At 34.2% G+C, this 17,713-nt stretch carries 14 protein-coding genes and 1 tRNA gene; 7 read left to right on the plus strand and 8 right to left on the minus strand.

Features of this window, described 5'->3' with window-relative positions; translation table 11 throughout:
- The first annotated feature begins 191 nt into the window (after positions 1-191).
- Together ACQH1V_RS05625 and ACQH1V_RS05630 are read left to right on the plus strand one after the other, a co-directional pair.
- Positions 192-341, plus strand: a complete 150-nt coding sequence (locus ACQH1V_RS05625) for a hypothetical protein (protein WP_425360130.1) — start codon at positions 192-194, stop codon at positions 339-341.
- Positions 342-395: 54 nt separating this feature from the next.
- Positions 396-3,236, plus strand: coding sequence for a DEAD/DEAH box helicase (locus ACQH1V_RS05630; protein WP_425360131.1), 2,841 nt, complete (start codon positions 396-398; stop codon positions 3,234-3,236).
- 11 nt (positions 3,237-3,247) lie between these two features.
- Here the strand turns inward: ACQH1V_RS05630 and ACQH1V_RS05635 are convergent, their stop codons facing one another.
- Entirely contained in the window at positions 3,248-3,883 is a 636-nt protein-coding gene (locus ACQH1V_RS05635) for a hypothetical protein (protein WP_425360132.1), read from the minus strand.
- A gap of 406 nt (positions 3,884-4,289) precedes the next feature.
- Here ACQH1V_RS05635 and ACQH1V_RS05640 point away from each other — a divergent pair, with 406 nt between their 5' ends.
- Positions 4,290-6,107 carry an AAA family ATPase gene (locus ACQH1V_RS05640; RefSeq protein WP_425360133.1) on the plus strand — a complete coding sequence of 606 codons (1,818 nt, stop codon included), beginning with the start codon at positions 4,290-4,292 and terminating at the stop codon, positions 6,105-6,107.
- Positions 6,108-6,280: 173 nt separating this feature from the next.
- On the opposite strand, the gene ACQH1V_RS05645 is transcribed toward ACQH1V_RS05640, so the two are convergent.
- On the minus strand, positions 6,281-8,080 hold the full coding sequence (locus ACQH1V_RS05645; RefSeq protein WP_425360134.1) for an AAA family ATPase: 1,800 nt from the start codon (positions 8,078-8,080) through the stop codon (positions 6,281-6,283).
- 229 nt (positions 8,081-8,309) lie between these two features.
- Between ACQH1V_RS05645 and ACQH1V_RS05650 the strand changes: the two genes are divergently transcribed.
- On the plus strand, positions 8,310-8,708 hold the full coding sequence (locus ACQH1V_RS05650) for a hypothetical protein (protein ID WP_094649744.1): 399 nt from the start codon (positions 8,310-8,312) through the stop codon (positions 8,706-8,708).
- A 100-nt stretch (positions 8,709-8,808) separates the two neighbouring features.
- Here ACQH1V_RS05650 and ACQH1V_RS05655 read toward each other — a convergent pair.
- The 5 genes from ACQH1V_RS05655 to rplU all read right to left on the minus strand — a co-directional run bounded on the left by ACQH1V_RS05655 (position 8,809) and on the right by rplU (position 9,941).
- Positions 8,809-8,883: transfer RNA gene (locus tag ACQH1V_RS05655), tRNA-Thr, on the minus strand.
- Positions 8,874-9,026: a palindromic element RPE2 domain-containing protein gene (locus ACQH1V_RS05660; protein ID WP_341748679.1), complete on the minus strand. Its 153-nt coding sequence runs from the start codon at positions 9,024-9,026 to the stop codon at positions 8,874-8,876. Before ACQH1V_RS05660 ends, ACQH1V_RS05655 begins: the two co-directional genes overlap by 10 nt.
- A 50-nt stretch (positions 9,027-9,076) precedes the next feature.
- On the minus strand, positions 9,077-9,244 hold the full coding sequence (locus tag ACQH1V_RS05665) for a hypothetical protein (protein ID WP_341748680.1): 168 nt from the start codon (positions 9,242-9,244) through the stop codon (positions 9,077-9,079).
- Positions 9,245-9,346: 102 nt separating this feature from the next.
- Positions 9,347-9,601 (minus strand): 50S ribosomal protein L27, encoded by a 255-nt coding sequence (gene rpmA / locus ACQH1V_RS05670; protein WP_341748681.1) that lies wholly within the window; start codon positions 9,599-9,601, stop codon positions 9,347-9,349.
- Positions 9,602-9,623: 22 nt separating this feature from the next.
- Complete coding sequence (gene rplU / locus ACQH1V_RS05675) at positions 9,624-9,941, minus strand: 50S ribosomal protein L21 (RefSeq protein ID WP_094649747.1); 318 nt, start codon at positions 9,939-9,941, stop codon at positions 9,624-9,626.
- 359 nt (positions 9,942-10,300) lie between these two features.
- Between rplU and ACQH1V_RS05680 the strand changes: the two genes are divergently transcribed.
- From ACQH1V_RS05680 to ACQH1V_RS05690, 3 genes are read left to right on the plus strand one after another with little or no spacing between them, the layout of a single operon-like run.
- A complete protein-coding gene (locus tag ACQH1V_RS05680) occupies positions 10,301-14,938 on the plus strand; it encodes an autotransporter domain-containing protein (RefSeq protein ID WP_425360135.1) in 4,638 nt (1,545 codons plus the stop codon).
- An 8-nt stretch (positions 14,939-14,946) separates the two neighbouring features.
- Complete coding sequence (locus ACQH1V_RS05685) at positions 14,947-15,297, plus strand: IS630 transposase-related protein (protein ID WP_425360020.1); 351 nt, start codon at positions 14,947-14,949, stop codon at positions 15,295-15,297.
- Entirely contained in the window at positions 15,282-15,800 is a 519-nt protein-coding gene (locus tag ACQH1V_RS05690) for an IS630 family transposase (RefSeq protein ID WP_425360021.1), read from the plus strand. The genes ACQH1V_RS05685 and ACQH1V_RS05690 overlap by 16 nt, the downstream gene beginning before the upstream one ends.
- A 488-nt stretch (positions 15,801-16,288) precedes the next feature.
- On the opposite strand, the gene ACQH1V_RS05695 is transcribed toward ACQH1V_RS05690, so the two are convergent.
- Positions 16,289-17,659, minus strand: coding sequence for a hypothetical protein (locus tag ACQH1V_RS05695; RefSeq protein ID WP_425360136.1), 1,371 nt, complete (start codon positions 17,657-17,659; stop codon positions 16,289-16,291).
- Positions 17,660-17,713 lie beyond the last annotated feature (54 nt).

The raw sequence follows: 17,713 nt of genomic DNA on the forward strand, positions 1-17,713 counted from the left end.
ATAATACCCTTGAAAATAGTAAATATCGTGGTGTGAGACTATTAAGTTACAAATATAAGGAATAATCAAAAGTTTTACAACCAAACTTTTAAATTATTATTATTTTACACGAGTTGGCGATATATTTTCTAAAATGCATACATGCTTAAATAAGCTGGGCAGATTTCTTAGAACATTAAATTACTAACAAAATGAAACCATTAACTATGCAAGAAGCAAGTAACGTCTTATCAGCTTGGACTGTTTTGGAAGTATTGTCGCCTCGAACATTTTGTAAAGCAGAAGACCTAGTAGGAGGAGAAAAAAGTTTAGTTGCTTTATTAGATAATGGACTACCATAGGAGAATGGTGGCGAAGAAGTACCTCCTGAGAAAAAATTATTCTATCAAATAATAATGGGTTCGATTAGTCTTCAGAGTGTATTTTCTGCTTTAGTTAAAAAATATGGTGATACAAGTGTCGAATCAAAACAAGTATCAGGAGAAGCCATTACAGGGGTAATTACTGTAGATCAGCATGGTTGTCTTCTTAAAAATGATATATCTGTTAATTTATCAAGTTTTGCATGGGGTGCTCCTAAAGCGTTAAAAAATAGTCTTGAAAACTTAAGGGACTGGGCATTAGTTAAACAAAAAATGGAAATAGCTTTTGATGGAATCTTACGTAAAAAAGATGAAAATGGTAAAGAGCTTCCCTTGAATAAAATAATGATAGATGAGGCTTATACTTACCTTACTAATAATATTTATGGTATATCAGCAGAAATGCTAATAAATAAAAAATTTGCTCTCCGAACTTACGAATTAAGAAAAAAAGGTGATCCTGAATCAAGTAAAAAAGATGACCCTGAATCAAGTGAAAAAGATGGTCCTACTAAGACTGTATTACTTAACAGCTTTTACCTAAATGATTTAGCAAAAGCTAGTACTTTAATTGCTAATACTTTAGCTCAAAACCAAGATACTTCAAGTGCTTCAAGTGCTTCAAAAAACCTCTTACAATATTTAGGTGTGAATGACCTAAAACGTCAAAATATCCTAGATAAGACTGTTTTACAAAATATTCTTTCCCCTAAAAACATTCCTTCAGCAAGATGGCCTGGATTAGGACGACATCCTTTAGTATTACTTCAACAGGCTGCAGTTAATTTATCTATGACTGAACTAAAAGACAGTGGAATTCTTGCAATTAATGGACCACCAGGAACAGGAAAAACAACTTTATTACGTGATATTGTGGCAAAATTAGTTGCAGAAAGAGCAGAAGCATTACTGAATTTTGTTGATCCTGAACAAGCTTTTATTGATTCAGGGGAAAAAATACAAGCCGGAAAGGGGTGGTTCAAGATTTACAAATTAGATGAAAGACTAAAAGGTTTTGAAATATTAATCGCCTCATCTAACAATAAGGCTGTTGAAAATATTAGCACTGAATTACCTAGTTTAAAAGCCATTGCCGATAATGCAAATGATCTGCGTTATTTTAAAGCTCTATCTGATTCATTACTTGGAGGTGGAAGTTGGGGGTTGATTGCAGCAGTACTTGGCAATATGACTAATTGTAAGAATTTTAATGAAAAATTTTGGTGGGATAAGGATTTTAGCTTTTCAACATATTTAGCAAAAATAAATGGAAAACCGCAGAAATTCGAGATTAAAGATCCAGATAGTCATGAAATCATTGAAACTATATACCCTAAAATTATTGAAGAAAATAACCCACCGTCTAGTCATAGTGAAGCTTTAGAACGTTGGAAAGAAGCTAAAGAAAATTTTGAAAAAACATTAAAAGCAAGTCGAGATGAACTCTCTAAATTACAAGAAACAAGAAATTTAGTTGAAGAGTTAGAAAATTTAGAAAAAGAGTTAGGAAAGGTAGAGGATCCAGAAGATTTTTTATTAAAACATGATAAATTAAAACCACATATTATTTGGTGTATTCTAAACACTCCTTCATTTCTTGCCTGGAGAGAAAAAAGGCAAAAGATTGTTCGTCTTAATTATAAAAAGAAAAAGATTGTAACATCCTCTAAAGAATTTGAAAATCATTTGATTGATAGTAGTTTATTTACAAAATCCTCTGAAGAAATGCACCTAGTGTCCCCATGGTGTAACGAACAGACACAATTATTACGCGATGAGGTATTTATTTCCGCTATAAAACTACATAAAGCATTTATAGATGCAGCAGCCAAACCTTTACATCATAACCTTGGAGCTATGATGAAAATTTTTAGGGATTCTTTTAACGTAATAGATAAAAGCACCACTGATTTTTTACTAGACTTATGGGCATCTTTCTTCCTTGTAGTTCCTAGTGTATCAACAACTTTTGCATCTGTAGAGAAAATGTTAAAGGATATCCCTGCCAATTCTCTTGGATGGCTTATTATTGATGAAGCTGGGCAGGCTTTACCGCAAGCTGCTGTAGGGGCTATAATGAGAACAAAACGTGTTATAGTGACAGGGGATCCTCTACAAATAGAACCAGTGGTTGATTTACCTGACAATTTAACAAAAAGTATATGTAAACAATTTTCAGTAGATCCAAAACGTTTCAATGCCCCAGAAGCATCAGTGCAGACCCTATCAGATTTTGCAAATTCATATATTTATGAATTTGATACTAAGCACGGAAGTCGTTTGGTTGGTGTGCCTTTACTAGTACATAGACGTTGTGGAAATCCTATGTTTGATATTTCTAATATAATTGCTTATGGAGAATCTATGGTTCACGCCAAGAGTTCTGATAGCAGCTCTGCAATACATAAGTGTCTTGGTTCTTCTAAATGGTTTGATGTTAAAGGAGAAGCGTCAGATAAGTGGTGTCCAGAAGAAGGGCAAAAGGTACTTGAACTATTAGGTACATTAAAGAGTGCTGGAATACAGCCAAATCTGTATATTGTGACACCTTTTAGAGTTGTTGCGAATAATTTACGCAAAATTATAAAAGATAGTCATATTTTAAAATCTTGGATAACTACAGATATCTATTCTTGGCTTAATGAGCGAGTTGGAACAATACATACTGTCCAAGGTCGAGAAGCTGAAGCGGTAATTTTAGTATTAGGGGCACAAGGATCAGACCAAGATGGCAGTCGAGTATGGGTAGGCAAATTTCCTAACATCTTAAATGTAGCAGTTACCCGTGCTAAAGAAGTTATTTATGTTATAGGAAATAGGGACTTATGGAAAGAAGTTGGAGTATTCCGTGAGCTAGACAGTAGAATTAATTAAGTCTATTGTAGTCAATTTTTGGGGAATTGATATGAACTAATCTCCGAAATTATTTCAAGTATTAGGGCTATTTCGTTTAAAATACTATCCGCAACTTCTGGTGCAGGCTCTTGGTAATTGTAATGTATTCTGTACACATTATAAACTTCTGTGTCTCTAATATGAAAGGTTCCACTTGGATAACTTATGCCTATGTTATCTCCTATCTGTTTTGCAGAAATATTTGAGTAAGATGCAATTACTACTTGTTTTAGATTGGCAATAACTTCAGGTGTGTCGTGTATTGTAAGCAAAAGATGTGATTGACCTTCTGTAGAAAGAGATGAAAGCATATCTGTATAACTTCCAAAACCATACATATCATATGCCATCTGTCCTGGAACATCAAAATGTCTATCTTGCCACGGTCGCCAAAATTCAGTATTTTCAACTTCATTCAAATTTAATTGTGTTAGTTCACCAACCAACTTGGCAGCTAGTTGATCATTTTCCACCATTCTTGTATTAGATGTAGGATTATCCTGAAAATCGCTTAAATATTCGTATATTTTGCTTACTAAAGCCTGTTGTTCATTAAGTTTGCTTTGCAATGTTGCAAGATTATTTTGCTTACTAGTGAGATTATATTGAATATTACGAAATAACAATATCAAAAACCTAATTTGTGGTTGCTATATTATTTCTAAAAACCCATATATTTTATAAGGTATACAATATATTTTGGTATGTAAAGTGTATTTTATAAAAAATTAGTGAAATATTTAGTTTAGTGGCAATTATACAATGATTATATAATTTTAGTTGTAGGTAGAATTTAATTTATACACATTATTTTCTTACGACTCCTTAGACAAAAAAATCCCTAAAATACTTTATTACGCGAATTTTGGATAAGAAGTTAAAAAATTTATAATTTTTTACTGATAAATAGTTAGTGCAAGTTATTATTATGTTATAATGAAATATATAAGCAAGTTATGATTAAATAACATGTTCATGAGTTGTCATAAATTATTTAGACATAAGAGTGAATTTTAGTTGATTGAGTAAAGTATGAAAGAACAAACCCACAATAATTATCAGCCAAGAATGTTTGTTGGTACCGATGACTTCTACGATTTGTTGATTAATAGCGACATATTTGTTGATAAGAGTCTAATGATCAAGGAGTTGTTAGAAGATAGTGGTAAAGTCACCTTAATCACCCGTCCAAGGCGATGGGGGAAGAGCTTGAATATGGATATGGTGCGGAGATTTTTTGAGATAGAGGTAGATCAACATGGCAATCCTATACCACAAGAACAAAGAGTGAACTATAAACTATTTGCTGGTGGAGAGGTGGATTTGGGATTAGCAAGTGGTAGAAAAAAGTTGCTTAAACCACTTAAAATATCTAAGTATCCAGATATTCTTCTAGACTATCAAGGTCAATTTCCAGTTATTATTATAAGTTTTAAGGGGATTAGGGGTAGTAGTTATGAGGAAATTGAAAGTAAAATCAATTATCAAGTAATACAGTTATTTAGTAATTATCGTTATTTGGAGACTTATTTAACAGATAAGGAAAATTTATTAAATGATGCACAAAAGAAACAATTAACTAGATATTTTTCTGGAGAATTTAACAAAGTAGAACTTGAGAATAGTTTGAAATTTCTAAGCGATTTACTTTATAAACATTTTAATCAAAAAGTCTACATACTAATTGACGAATATGATACGCCAATTAATAGTGCCTATATGAAATTTGGCAATAATCTAGAAGAGTTTGAGGAAGTATTAGCTCTATTCCGGGCAATATTTGGCAATAGCCTTAAAACCAATGATTCATTACAAAAAGGCATCATTACCGGTATATTGCGTGTTGCTAAGGCTAATTTGTTTTCAGATTTGAATAATTTAACTGAATGTAGTTTACTAGATGAAAGATTTTCTAACAGTTACGGGTTTACTCAAGCAGAAGTTGATGAATTATTAACTAAAGTACCAACCACTACAAAGCCAGAAGAAATTAAAAATTGGTATAATGGCTATAATTTTGGCGGAGAAATCATTTATAATCCATGGTCGATTATGCAATGTTTGGCAAGTAAAGGCAAGCTTGATCATTATTGGATTGATAGTGGTGGGACTGATTGGATTGATCATGTACTGCTCTCAGACGAGATGCAACAAAATATCCAGGCTTTAGTTGCAGGTAAAACGATTACTTCTTCTATCACTAAACATATAAATTTTGCTGATATCAACCAACCAGAAGGGTTGTTTAGCTTATTATTATTTAGTGGCTACCTAAATACAACTACCAAGATGCCAGAAAGAGATATTTATGATTTATCTGCTCCTAACTACGAGGTGAAATATATTTATGAAAAAAGAATGCTACAATGGGTTACTAAACAAATAAAAATTGATAATTCTGGCTATTATTCTTTTGTTACTCTATTACCAGATGGTAAAATAGAGGCGTTTAAAGAGCGTCTGCAGGAATTGTTACTTAATTCTACTAGTTTTCACCAAACAGGAGAGAAAAAAGCCGAATTATTTTATAGTGGCTTTATGCTCGGCTTTGTTAATATGTTAGCTCCTAATTATATAATATCAAGTGAACAAGAATCAGGGGATGGCAGAGCCGACGTTATGATGATTCCAAAAATTGGCAAAGGTGATAAAGCGATGATTATCGAGTATAAAATCGCTAAATCCTCAGAAGAGCTAGCAGATATAGCTAAATCTGGTTTACAACAAATTATTAATAAAAAATATGATAGTAAAATAAAAGAGCATTCACATGTAAAACAAATATTAAAAATTTCGATGGCATTTTGTGGAAAAAATATGGAGTTGCAATATGAGGTAACGAAGCTCTAATGATGAGCGTAAGCACTTGTATAATAAGCAATTTGGTATCTGACTGGGTTCGGAAATTGTTCACTACGCCCCGCCATTTTTGTACGAGTTGTCGTTTTTTCAAAAATATCGAACAGAAAACGTAGAGAGGTCTCAAGTTTTTTGCCTCTAAGTTTCAGGTTCTGAAATACGAATTAAGAAATTACAACAATCTGATATTCTAGTGCCACTTCCTTACCGCAAAAAGCCATAGATATTTTGATGATTTTTTGAACATGGGAGTATTCTTTTATTTTAGCATCATATCGTTTTTTTGCTATTTGCTCTAGCCCATCTTTGGCAACAGATTCTAAAATATCAGGAGATTTACATATTTTATATTCAATAATAATAGCATTATCACTTTTACCTATCTTGGGTAGTAGCACAATATCCGCCCTACCGCTACCGGTTTCTCTTTCACTGTCTATTATGTAGTCAGAAGCTAAGGTATTAATCAAACCTAGCATAAAACCACTATAAAATAGCTCGGCTTTTTTCTCACCAGTTTGATAAAAACTAGTAGCATTTAACAATAATTCTTGCAACCTTTCTTTAAACTGTTCTATTTTACCTGCCGGCAGCAAAGTAGCAAAAGAATAATATCGAGAGTGATCAATTTGTAACTGATCAGTAACCCATTGGAGCATTCTGGCATTATATATATATCGTACCTCTTTATTTGGTACCGACAATTCGTAAATATCTTCTTCTGGTTTTTTAGCAACAGGGTTTAAATAACCGCTAAATAACAACAAGCTAAATAATCCTACTGGTTTGTTGATATCAGCAAAACTAATTTGTTTGACAATCGGTGAGATAATACTCTTGCCGGCAGCTAAGCTCTGTAAATCTTCCTGCATTCCATCTGACAATAATGCTTTATCAACAAGAGCCGTCCCCCCACTATCAAGCCAATAATGATCAAGTTTGCCTTTATGAGCTAAACATTGCATAATCGACCATGGATTATAGATGATTTCTCCGCCAAAATTATAACCATTATACCAAGCTTTAATTTTTTCAGGATTAGTTGCTGTTGGTACTTTTGCTAACAATTCATCAACTTCTGCTTGAGTAAAACCATAAAACTTAGAATATTTTTCATCAAGCAAGCTATACTCACTAACATTATTCAAATCCGAAAATAAATTAGCTTTAGCAACCCGTAATATGCCGGTTATTACGCCTTTTTCTAAATAAGGATTAGTTTTTAAACTACTGCCAAACATCCCGCGAAACATTTCAAGTACCTGTTCAAACTCTTCTGGCTTGTTACCAAACTTAATGTATGAACTATTGATCGGCGTATCATATTCATCGATTAATATGTAAACTTTTTGACCAAAATGTTTGTACAGCACTTCGCTCAAAACCCGTAAACTATCTTTTAAGTCATTTCTCTCAAGTTTCCCATCAAAATATCTCCTTAGTTTTTCTTTTTGGGCATTATTTAATAGTCCTGTATCTTCTGTTACATGATGATTTAAGTAATGATGACTTGCAAATAATTCTATAATTTGATCCTTAATACCTAGTTCTATTTCTTGATAACTACTACCTTTTACATCTTTAAGATTGAGCAAAATCACCGGAAATTGACCTTGTTGAGTCATGGCATATTCATTGCCGTTAATCTTTAAAGGCTCTAAAGTCCTTTTTCCTTTAATACCTAAATTGATTTCCCCACCGGTAAAGAGAATGCGATTAACTCTATCTTCTTCAGGTAAAGGCGTACCTCTCTTATCCACCTCTATCTCAAAAAATTTCTGGAGCATATTCATATTCAAGCTCTTACCCCACCGCCTTGGTCTAGTAATTAGGATAACTTTACCACTATCTTCTAGCAATTCCTTTATCATTAGACTTTTATCAACAAAGACATCACTATTAACTAGCAGGTCATAGAATTCATCGGTACCTACCATCATTCTTGGTGGTTTATTATTTTCCATATAAATATCTTGATTGGTTGTGTTATAATTAAAAAGCTTAATAATCTTATTATTTCATTACAGAAATTGTACCATAAATAAGCTACCAGCACTAGCAATTATCTTTTTGAATTTAAATAAGGGTGTATATTTTATGCTTGCAAAACTCTTAAAAAAGTAGTTTCATATTAGTTATGATAAAATTGATGTTGTTTTTTACGTCCTTAAAATAATTAAAAATGTAAGTGTTATGTTTGGTGTTTTAGAAGTAGGTAGAGGAATCCAAGTACTCTATGAATACGTAAAAGCAGAAATATTGGAATCAGATTTTTTTGCTCTCCAGCCTAAAGATTATCAAAGATTGGAAGAATCTGAGCGAGATCAAAAATGGTATATGCTAAATCCAGAAAAGCTTAACAAAAATTATATCGAAGAAAAGGCTGCTTTTCTTGTAAATGAAAGAGAAAAATATATTTTGCTAAGAGCAGTTCATTTTATTAATACAAGTACTGCAGAAATGCCAGTGGAGTCATCATTTCTAGAAAGGCTACTTTACACCAAAAAATTTGTACCTTCATGTTTCTTTTCTAGTAAGCCCAAAACAACAAATAACGATTCTCGCATTATACAACTACATGACAAAGTCTAAAGTGCTTTTACTCTCTTGAGTTCGATTATAAACTAAATAGCACTCATAAAACTTTGTATTGAATTTTATAGTTTCAATTTAACAAATGATAATATGTATATGGTGCCGCTAGCAGGAATTGAACCTGCGACCTCATCATTACCAATGATGTGCTCTACCTCTGAGCTATAGCGGCCTATAGTCAATTGATGAGAAGTTGGGGGCGTCGTCACTCGTCGTTCGCCTATTACTTATAGGCGTCGCTCCATCGTTCCTAGCCCCAAATTCTCCTGAATTAACTATAGAAAGAAGTTCTAGGAGGCTGCCGGAGATAATCATTTATATTTATGTGCAGCTATAATCTTTTTTGTCAATTCAGTGTTTGATTTTCAGTTGATTATTGATTCTATACCATAATAATCAACTGAAACTATAGTGGTAGGATTTTCGTTATTGCTAATTTGATTTCTAATGGTTTCCAATTGAGATTTATCATATTCCTCAACATTTAGCATAGCCAATTTATTTGTGAAATATTCCTCACTTTCTCTTACCACTCCTAACAATTAACTACGATCCTCAACAAGAATTTATCACTTATGATATACAGGTTATGCAAGAGGTCTAGTTGCATGGCTGGGCATTATACAGGATTATAATTATGCCACCAACACAACATTAACTATTTTATGCCCGCCCTTACTAGAGAATTTTACTTTACCTTTAACCAAGGCAAATAACGTATGATCTCTTCCAATCCCAACATTTTCACCTGGGTAAATTTTAGTACCCCGTTGCCTAACAATTATATTACCTGATATGACATATTGTCCATCAGATTTTTTAGTACCTAATCTACGACCGGCTGAGTCTCTCCCATTCCTGGAACTACCACCAGCTTTTTTAGTTGCCATCTATATATCCTTATAAATCCAGTTATAATTTAGTAATGTCTAATATTTTCAGTTCGGTTAATTCCTGCCTATGACCATTCTTTCGACGATAATTCTGGCGACGTTTTTTCTTAAAGACAATAATCTTATTATCTTTAAACTGGTTAGTAATTTCAGCTGTAACAAGAGCCCCTTGAACTATTGGCGTACCGATAAAAGATGGTTTTGAATCTTCACCAATCATCAATACCTGATCAAGTTGAACTTTTGCCCCTCTATCACCGTCAATTCTTTCTATTTTGATGACACTGTTTTTGCCGACTTTATACTGTTTTCCGCCTGCTTTGACGATTGCGAACATGAGAAATATCCTAAACTAAAATTTAAACAAACTAAGTCCTTAAACAAAACTAAGTCGGCATTATATTACCACCATCTATTTTAGTCAATGGGAAATCGCAAATAAAATCGATAACCCCCTAAATTAGATTATATTAATGTTATTGTAATAATATTAATTAATCCTTCTTAAGATTTTAATCTTAATTAAATAATTTTTATACCTCTTGTTGACATAGGTTAATCACTATGATACACCAGATGTTGCTTAATCAAGTTAATATACTCAAAAATTTGTATTAATATTTTATCCATACACTAGTGGGTATTAAGTAAAAATCTGTTGTGGTGAGTTATTTTTTAAAATGAAAAATGGTAAATATGTCTAAAAAAAAACAAAAATTCTTAAAAAATTTGCTGACCAGCGTGTCAGTTGCCTCTGTTTTAGCAAGTATGGGATGGAGCAGCGTTGCTTTTGCAGGTCGTGGAGTTAATACTGATGGTAGTAGTAAACTTAGTGAGAAGATAGATGCCAAGAATGGTAATAATGATTGGATGATTCTTAATAAGGAAAATGATATAATTATAGTTGATGAACACGCTCCTGAAAGAATAGGTGGGATAAAAGTGCAAGCTAATCCAGGTCATGATGGTTGGCCTTGGCCTTGGCCTCGGGGTGATAGTCTTATAATAAATAATAACATTACTATAGGATCTATATCTGGTGGTGCTGCTAGCTCTATAACGGCTAGAATTAATAGCAATAAGACATTAATATTAGATGGAAACGCTTATGGTGATGTTGGAATAAATACCTATGATAAATTAGGCTCAATAAGATTTAATGGTGAAGGCTCAACCCTTATAATTAAATCTGCTAAAAAGGCTGATGATACTGCTAGGAATATAAAACTCTCTGGTCCTATCACTACGAATACACATAAAGAAGGAACGTTAATCTTTGAAGGAAATGGCGAGGTAACTGGAACGATTGGTGCTGATAAAAAGGCTTTAAAAAAGATAGAAATAGGTAATGGAACAGTTTCTTTATATGGGAATGTTTTTACTAATCAGACTAATCTTACCCATGAAAATTCTGTACTTAAGATTGGGAATAATGTAACAATCAATGGGGCTATCACTACAGATATTAATGGTAAGGGAACATTAAGCTTTGCAGAAATTGGCAAGGCTGGAGCAATAGGGACTGGTACTGCTGTTTTAGCTACAGTAGATATAGGGGCTGGAGAAGTTAATTTAGAAGATCATGTTTTTGCTACTAATACTAATCTTACCCATAAAAATTCTATACTTAAGCTAAAAGCTGGTAAAAGAATCACTGGCGCTATATATAATACTAGCGGTACAGATAATCAGGGTACATTAACCTTCCTGGGATTTGGTAGGGTAACTAAAAATATCGGTGCTAATGGTGCTGCTTTAGCCGAGATTAATATTGTTGATGGTAATGTCAATTTAGAAGGAGATGTTTTTACTGAAAAACTTAACTTCACTAATGTCGATAAAACTGTAACAATTGGTGGTGATTTTACGGGTGGAGTTGATTTTGGTAAGGGAGGAACGTTAACCTTTAATAAGCCTGTTGTTCCTGAGAAGCCTGCAACATTCAATTCAACAATAGCCGGTGGTGAGCATGGCACTTTAAATGTTCAGGTTACCCTCATAGCTACCAATGCAGAGATTGGCAATATTAAGACTATAAATATTGGTACTCCTGCTATTCTTCCTCCTCCTCTTGATGCTCCTACTGCTAATACTCTAGTAATAAATGCTTCAAATAATGACGTTCATCTCCTTGCTGCTAATGGAGCGGAAATCAACTTCTTGCATGAAGATTCAGAATTGGGATTGATTACTTTAGGAATTGGAAACAGTCACTCCATAATCTTTGAGAATAATTTACCAGGAAAAATTGGTAATGGAGGGAGAGTAGCAATGGTTGGTATTGACGGTGCTACTTTAACTGTAAAAGCTAATGGTGACAAAGCTCTTGGTACAGCTGCTAGAAGTCTAAAGCACATTGCAGCTTATGGTAATGTGATTATCACAGGAGATGGTATTAATAAACTTGATATCAGTAATACTAAGAAGTTGAGCATTGTTTATAACCCAAGAAAGGAGGGAACAAAATTTGTTGATGAAAGTGGTACTTCAGCCTCGATTGCTCAAATCGATATTGGACAATCTAAACATGCTGCTGGTTTTACTATAGACCCTTCTACCGACACCGGTTCAGCAACTTACGTACTAGATGCTAAACATGGTCCTATTAATATTTTATCCAACAGAGGTGGCGGTAGTCGTAATGCAATTAATTTCATACATCCAGAGGCTAGATTAACATTACGGAATAGTAGCGATCAAAACAGAATGATAACTTTAGACAATAATCTAGACCCAGGTACTAATGATACAGGTATAGTTGAGTTTGATTCTGTTGAGGAAGATACAACATTGACGATTGACGGAGTAGATAAAATTTTAGGTACTGCTGATAATAAACTAAAAAAGATAATTTTCTCTGGAGCTGGTAGCTTTGATATTAAGCCTACTCTTAATACTGTGGAAATAGAATTAAATGCCGCTATGGTAAACCTGGGGAAGATTAATAGTAAAGTTAGTTTTATTAGTACTCAATATGCAATTTTAACCTTAAAAGAAGATAGTACTATAAGTAACATTACCACAACTGGCAATAAATTGCATAGTTTAGCATTAAATGCAAATCTTACCATTGCAGGTGATGTTGGATCATCTGAGAACAGATTAGAAGAGATTAAATTACTAGGTGATTACACAATCGCTGTCAATAGTAAAAATTTCTATTCCAATGTATCGACCGAAAAGAATAATAGCGGTAAAGTAATATTCAAGTCGGACGATAGCGTTGCTTATGGTAATCTAGGGGCGGATAAATTGAGATTGTCTGATGTAATTTTTGATAGCAATTCAACGGTAAAAGCTGATATTTATTCTAAGAAAATAACAATTAATGCTGATAAAACTGTAACTTTTGCTGGTATTGAAAACAGAACTATAGCTGTCCCAGGAGTAAATGTAGATAGAGCTGAATTACCAAGGCTATTAAAAGAGTTTACCTATTCCACGGTAATTGATTCAGAAGAGGTAAATGCTAAGGGATCGTCCAAGATAAGATTTGATAATGCCGCCTTGGTTAAAGCTTCAATTAATAGTGAAAAGATAATATTAGCAGATAATGTTTGGTTTAAAGAAAAAGTAGATTCAACAGCCCCTGTAAGTTTTGCTAATAAGTATGTGCTATTAGAAAAAGACATTAAGTTTGCTGGTATTGAAGCAAATCAAGCTAAGATAATTAGCTTGTCTGGAAATCAAACTATCACTGGTGATTTAGTCGCTAAAGATTTAACAATAGATATAGGGACTAATCAGTTAAAATATGTTGGTAATGCCAAGCTGACAGGAACGCTACAGCTGAACACTTTCTATGATACCTCAAAAATGGCAGGTGGTAATATAGAAATTCAGAGGGATAGTAAATTAGATTTATCAGAACTAGACAAGCTGAATATAAAAGTAATAGCTCGATCTGATATTAACAAAATTTCTGAAGATACCAAATATGTTCTGGTTTCGTCAGTTGATAAAGATGGTCTTACTGTAATTGATAAAAACAAAGTTAACCTTGTGTCAGAGGAACAAAACCGCTTTGTTAGCTGGATCGTTGATCTTAACACTCTGACCCTATCTGCCAAGGATATTTCTAAGGAAGTTTTAGCGAGAGAATTGCAGGAATTATCGGGAGAACCATGGGAAGAATCAAGGGAAGAATTAGAGGAAGCAAAAAAATCTGATGCTATCTTATCAGAAGAAGCAATATTTATTAAACAATTGATTGAGGTAACTGATACAAAGAGTGAGGCTGCTAGCTACAAAAATAAACTTGGTTTTATGAATAAAGATAACGCCCACTTGGAGATTGAAAGGCTGCTGTCTAGTAATGAAAATTTGACTGCAGTAGAAGTTGCTCTAAAAGATTTGGTATCTATAATAAGCGAAGCAATTTCTCAAGTTACTAGCCAAATTACTTCAAGGTCTGTGAATATACTGCAGGTTCCTATACCATCGGGTGATGATGATAAGATAATGTACGGAGTATGGGGTAGTCCATTTTATAGTACTGCTAACCAAAAAATGCAAAAAGGAGTTAGTGGTTACAACATGAAATCGGCTGGTGGAATAGTTGGTTTTGACGGTTTAATAAATGATGACTTGCTAATTGGTGCAGCTTATAGCTTAATTGATACAAACATGTCTCATAAGAATCAGAAAAATGGCGATAAAACTAACGGCAAAACTAATGTCTTCTCGGTATACGGCTTATATAAATTCTCAACTAATTGGTTTGCTGAAGGTGTAGCATCATATGGCATAACTGATATTAAAAGCTCAGAAAGACGGATACTCCCAACTAATGTAAGAAATGTTACTACTCTAGGCACAGTCACCGCTAAATATAAATCTATTTCTTATAGTGGTCAGCTACTTACCGGATATAGTTACCAGGCTTCTGAAAATTTAACTATTACCCCAACTATTGGGTTTAGATACTCACAATTTACGGATTCTGGTTATACAAAAACTGGGGCAGCCTGTCAAAGCTTAGTTGTTAAAAAGCGATCATACAATAAATTTGAAGGTATTTTGGGTCTAAGAACCTCGGCAAACATCCAACTTGACCAATTACTATTAATACCAGAATTGCATGGTTACGTTAATTATGACTTCAAAGGAAAATCGCCAATAATTGATGTACGGTTAGATGGAATAGATAAACCATTACCAATCAAGTCAGTTAAACCTGACAAATTATCTTTTACTTTTGGTACTGGTTTAACTGCGAAATACCATATGATGGAGTATGGCATTATCTATAATGCTCACATTGCTAGCAAATATATTGGTCATCAAGGTATAGTTAAACCCGTTGAATTAGATGACATTATATGGTATAAATAAGAGAAAAAATGTCAACAAGCCCATATAGTAAAGATTTAAGAAAAAAAGTAATAAGTTATATAGAAAAAGGTAATAGTCAAAGAGCGGCTGCCAAGATATTCGATATACATAAAAATACAATTAGTCGCTGGAACGTAAGGAAGAGAAAGGAAGGAACGATATTAGCAAAAGCTAGAGTAGGTTTTAAAAGTAAAGTTGATAAGCAAAAGTTAGCAAATTTTGTAAGAAATAATCCAAATATGAGATTACAAGATATTGGTAAAGAGTTTGGAATTGCGAGGTCTCAAACTGGAAGGATATTAAAACAGCTAGGTTTTAGTTATAAAAAAAAACCTTTACCTACATGGAGTCAAGTGTAGACAGACGAGCTGAATATTTAGAAGAGATCAATAAATATGATAAAGGGCAAATAGTGCATATTGATGAAAGCGGTATAGATACAGGTATTTGCCAAGATAGAGGCTGGAGTAAAACAGGAGAATTACTGATTGGAAAGAAGAGTGGGAAACACTATCAAAGAACTAATATCATAGCTGGCTTGGTAAACAATCAATCAATAGCTCCTTTTGTTTTTAATGGAACGTGCAATACAGAGTTATTTAATAATTGGGTTGAGAAGTTTTTAATTAAAGAGTTAAAAGCAGGACAAGTTGTAGTGATGGATAATGCTAGTTTCCATAAATCAAAGAAAACAAAGGAATTAATAGAATCAGTTGGTTGCAAGCTTATTTTTTTACCGCCATATTCACCAGACTTAAATCCCATAGAGAAGTTTTGGGCTAATATGAAACGATGGATTAAAAATAAGGTAACAGAAACCAGCAAATTATTTGAAATTATTACTATGTTCTTTGTCACCTAATTTTATGGGTTTAACTATAGTTTGAAGGTTAAAATGAATTTTTAGCTTAATACTACAGTTGTAGATTGAATGTGAGTGTTCACGGAAAAAAGGTTAAAGTATAAGATGTCATTGCGAGGAGGTTGCCACAACTGTTGAAAGTTAGAAGGTGGAGCGGATTTTAGATAGCTTTTTCGTCATTGCGAGACCACGCAAGTAGGTCGTGGCAATCCATTTTTGTGTCACCCCTGCGTAGGTAGGGGGCTAGATTCCCGCTTACGCGGGAATGACAAATTAGATGTGGGAATGACAGGATAAAAACGTCATTGCGAGGAGATCGTAAGGTCGACAAAGCAATCCAAGAAAAAGTGAATAGAAATGGATTGCTTCATCGGTCTGGCGACCTCCTGGCAATGACGGGTTTGTATGGTAATTACCCTAAGTGTATATTTATACACAATCTTTAGTTGTAATTTGGCTCTATTTTAAACTTTCAACAATTATGCTATTTACCCCCTACCGCCGCTGGGTCCTCTTGGTTTAAGGTTTGCTTTAAAATTTACTATAGGGGTTTCTATTGGTTTTTTAGGGGTAGAATCTTCCTTAATTGTAACTTTCCTCAACCCTTCTCCCGCTTTCATGATGTCATCCTTACAAACAGCAAGTTGAGCAGGCTTTGCCTGTTTCTTTGGTTCTGCGGTTGGGGATTTTGGTTTAGGCGGCTGAATACCAGAGAGTCCAGGTGGAGGGGGAGGAGGTGGTGGTATTGGAACTCCAGCATCATTAAACTCAACTTTAGGAGGGGTAGGTTTTGCACTTGCTGCTTGCTTTTCTGCTTCGGCTTTTAGTGCCGCTGCTATTCTTGGAGTATCTATTGCATCTTGTTTAGCCTGGCGTGCTGCTTCTTCTTTTCTAGCCTCTTCAAATCTAGCTTGGTCTGCAAGCCATGCTTTAGGTAGTTCTTTGCCACCTTGAACTTCACCAGCTCCTCTCCGTGCTGCAAGCCTTTTTCCCAATTCACCCATCAAACCATCGTTTGTTGAACCTACAGCTATTTCCCCTAATGGTCGATCTGCTACACTCTTTAACTTAATCCCTTCTCTTATGGCTGCCAAATGATTTGCCATATCGACATTTGCTACCGGTGTCACTTTTGTATTAAGATTAGGCGGTGGTGGTGGCGGTGGCGGAGGGGGCGGTGGAATATCTGGAACATTATTAACTGTTACCTGCACTGGTGGTGGCATAACTGTCGGAGTACTAGTTGTTACCTGTGTTGGCGGCATAGCTGGAGCATTACTCACTACAGCTTGTACTGGCACAACATCTTGTATAGAGTGAGTTACTTCTGGTACTGCTAACGGGGCTGTTATAGTTCTAGGTTTAGGAATTGGTTTCACAGACGGTTGTTCCGGTGCTTCTTGTGCTGCAATAGTTGTGGCTATTTGCTTTTCCACAACTTGCTCCTTGGCAACTTGTTCTTGTATAACCTCAGCTCCTTTAACAAACTCTTCTGTTGCTTGCTGTAATTTTTCTTGATGTTTTTTACTAAATGGAGATTTTAAAAAGTTAATGAGAGGAGTAAGCCATGAGTCAAACCATGCCTTTATCTGAGCTCCAATTGATGAACGGCTTTTAATGTTCTCAGCTTTTTCCTCTAACCCCTTTATATCGTTAGCTGTTATATTTTGCAGTGAGTTTCTTTTTTCCAAAACATTCACCACCTCAACTAGAACCCCAGCTATATGCTCTAAATCTTGTTTCGCAGGAGAAAGAGCTGATAAATCATTATTTACTGCAATTACAACTTCAGCCACCTTATCCACAGCTTCATTGGCAACAGCGAAGCCTTCGTTATTATCTTCATTACCACTTTTCATACAATGCTCATAAATTAATTTATACTCTTATACCCAATTATACAATATAACCTT

The organism is Candidatus Tisiphia endosymbiont of Ceraclea dissimilis (assembly GCF_964030735.1).
Classification (GTDB): Bacteria; Pseudomonadota; Alphaproteobacteria; order Rickettsiales; family Rickettsiaceae; genus Tisiphia.

Bases quoted from the DNA above. Each gene is read 5' to 3' on its own strand.
- ACQH1V_RS05625 (WP_425360130.1), top strand. From the start codon at position 192: ATGAAACCATTAACTATGCAAGAAGCAAGTAACGTCTTATCAGCTTGG.
- ACQH1V_RS05630 (WP_425360131.1), top strand. From the start codon at position 396: ATGGGTTCGATTAGTCTTCAGAGTGTATTTTCTGCTTTAGTTAAAAAA.
- ACQH1V_RS05640 (WP_425360133.1), top strand. From the start codon at position 4,290: ATGAAAGAACAAACCCACAATAATTATCAGCCAAGAATGTTTGTTGGT.
- ACQH1V_RS05645 (WP_425360134.1), bottom strand. From the start codon at position 8,080: ATGGAAAATAATAAACCACCAAGAATGATGGTAGGTACCGATGAATTC.
- ACQH1V_RS05650 (WP_094649744.1), top strand. From the start codon at position 8,310: ATGTTTGGTGTTTTAGAAGTAGGTAGAGGAATCCAAGTACTCTATGAA.
- ACQH1V_RS05660 (WP_341748679.1), bottom strand. From the start codon at position 9,026: ATGATTATCTCCGGCAGCCTCCTAGAACTTCTTTCTATAGTTAATTCA.
- rpmA (WP_341748681.1), bottom strand. From the start codon at position 9,601: ATGGCAACTAAAAAAGCTGGTGGTAGTTCCAGGAATGGGAGAGACTCA.
- rplU (WP_094649747.1), bottom strand. From the start codon at position 9,941: ATGTTCGCAATCGTCAAAGCAGGCGGAAAACAGTATAAAGTCGGCAAA.
- ACQH1V_RS05680 (WP_425360135.1), top strand. From the start codon at position 10,301: ATGTCTAAAAAAAAACAAAAATTCTTAAAAAATTTGCTGACCAGCGTG.
- ACQH1V_RS05685 (WP_425360020.1), top strand. From the start codon at position 14,947: ATGTCAACAAGCCCATATAGTAAAGATTTAAGAAAAAAAGTAATAAGT.
- ACQH1V_RS05690 (WP_425360021.1), top strand. From the start codon at position 15,282: ATGGAGTCAAGTGTAGACAGACGAGCTGAATATTTAGAAGAGATCAAT.
- ACQH1V_RS05695 (WP_425360136.1), bottom strand. From the start codon at position 17,659: ATGAAAAGTGGTAATGAAGATAATAACGAAGGCTTCGCTGTTGCCAAT.